This window comes from Pseudoalteromonas sp. SR45-5 (genome assembly GCF_014163565.1).
In the GTDB taxonomy this organism is placed as follows: Bacteria; Pseudomonadota; Gammaproteobacteria; order Enterobacterales; family Alteromonadaceae; genus Pseudoalteromonas; species Pseudoalteromonas distincta.
In genome coordinates this window covers 1-2,099 of the sequence record NZ_JACJDN010000663.1, presented here as the reverse complement: position 1 = coordinate 2,099, position 2,099 = coordinate 1, and the positions used below count along the sequence as shown (strand labels likewise).

Here is a 2,099-nt window from a genome sequence, read left to right as displayed (position 1 = left end):
GGATGCCCTTATTAAGCGCCATCAAACTAAGGTAGATAATCAAATTACTGTAGTTGATGCTAACAATAGACCACTCGGTATTGCAGTAAGTTTTGATGAGCATCAAGCACCACTTATTTTTTATACAGATCGTGGAGCAAACAACACGTACAGGGCATTAATAGGCATAAGAGATGATAGGTTTACCTCGCGAGAAGCTGTTTATTACGATGCTCCAAATTGCCAAGGTAACCCGTGTTTAAAGGGCTTAAGCGACGAAGCAACAGACAGCCAAGGTGTCAGCAAGTTAAATAATACCGGTAATGTAAGTTATATAAATGCGCTGCAGCAAGGTCCAAATTACGCAATAGGGCAGTTAGGTAACAGCGTTATTGGTCAGTTATTAAGAAGCACGCCACAACAATGCCCTGCTAATAGTGAACAAATTCTATCTCGTTATGTATCCCAAAAAGTAGTAACAGGCTCACCTTGTGAAAGCTTTGAAATAGATAAGCAACCAGCCGACAGCAGTTGTTTAGTTGGAGTAACAGCTTTAGGAAATCCACTTTTAGGTACAAGCGATCAAGGTTTATCACAATCGTGTGATACATGCCAAACAGGGTACGAATCGCAAGGTGACATACTTGATTTATATTTACCTCAGGTAGAACCGCTTTTAAATACAGCCCTTAATGCGCTTTCATTAGTAGGTATAGGCACAAACGTTGATATAGAGCTTGGCACAATATGCTGCCCAGAAGGGACACGCTTAGAAGATGATGAAAACATTGTAGAAACACTTGTTTTCACTATTTTACAAACCACATTTGAGCTGGTCGGTATCGATTTAGTAAATAACCTTATCATTAGTGAAACACTGAGCTCAATAGGGATTGAGCCAGGTATTACATATTGCAAAACATCACTTAATTTAGTTAATGCAGAACAAGTAATTAATATCACCACAGGCGAACCTGCTCTTAGTAGTTTAACGCCACCATTTAAAGTTTTACTGCCAGTACATAGCGGCCAAAACAGGACAACGTGGATACATACTCCCCCAAAAGGGGAAGGAGAACGTCAATGAACGCCTCAAATATATTTACCTCACATGCTAATTTAGCAGATACACCAACTGATGAAATATCAACAGAAATTAAAGAAACGCTAACGCTACTAAAACAGTTTTATGATGTTCCAATTGTTAAATTTATCGATTTTAGAGAGGTTTATTCAGAGCAGTTAATAACAGAAAGTGTCGAAAATGAGTTATTAAGCTATCAACTACGCTGCACACAAGAAAAACTATATTTATTTGAAGATACTTTTTTTGATGATGTATCAAACAACACGCACAAATTAATTCGTTTTTATGCACAATATCCAATTTATAGTGTCACTAATAAATTAATTGGCGTAGTGCTGATGGCTGATTTAGCACCTAAAACATTAATAGGTTCACAAAAAAATCAGTTTATTTCATTTGCTCAATTATTGCAGACACAGTTAAATAAAAATTCAGATTCAGTAAGTAATCAAAGTACTAATCCTGTGAAAAAAAATTATGGGGAAAAGTATATTCATGTATTTAGTTTAGCGCCCGTGGCATTCTTAATTGCATTAGTATTATGCTCATTCACTGCATTACTGCTTTATACTATAGAAAAAAAGGAGCTGCAAAGTAATTACAATGAACAAACTCAGCAATTAAGTAAAACGTTATTTAATGCTTTAGAGCGATTTGATAATCAAGGATTATATATATCGCAAAAAGATTTAGTTATCGCAGCCTTTTTACAAAGCCAAAATAGCTATACAAAAGAGCAGCTTAATGATTTAGTACAGAGTCAGGTTTCACAAAGCTTAACTTATAAAGGGTATATTGTGTTTGATTCTGAGTATAACCAACTTGCACTTTGGTCAAAAAATAATTTTGATTTAGCCGCGTATGGATTTAAAAACTGGTTAGAAAAATTCAATAATAGAGCGAATAAACAAGCAGTAGAAGTATTTACTGTTGCAGATACGGCCTTCTTAATTTCTGAAATAAAAATTAAACAAGGCTCTATTTATACACTTACAGCATTTGATTTAAGTAAGTTTTTAAAAGCCGTTATTGG

General features: G+C 35.1%; 1 protein-coding gene and 1 pseudogene. Both read left to right on the top strand.

The genetic code is table 11. The features are described from left to right. Positions 1-1,066, top strand: a 1,066-nt coding sequence (locus H5072_RS17725) for a hypothetical protein (protein WP_182694304.1), incomplete at its 5' end; no start/stop codon positions are given. Then, positions 1,063-2,099, top strand: a pseudogene (locus H5072_RS17720) (histidine kinase); the annotation flags it as partial. The gene H5072_RS17725 and the pseudogene H5072_RS17720, both read left to right, overlap by 4 nt.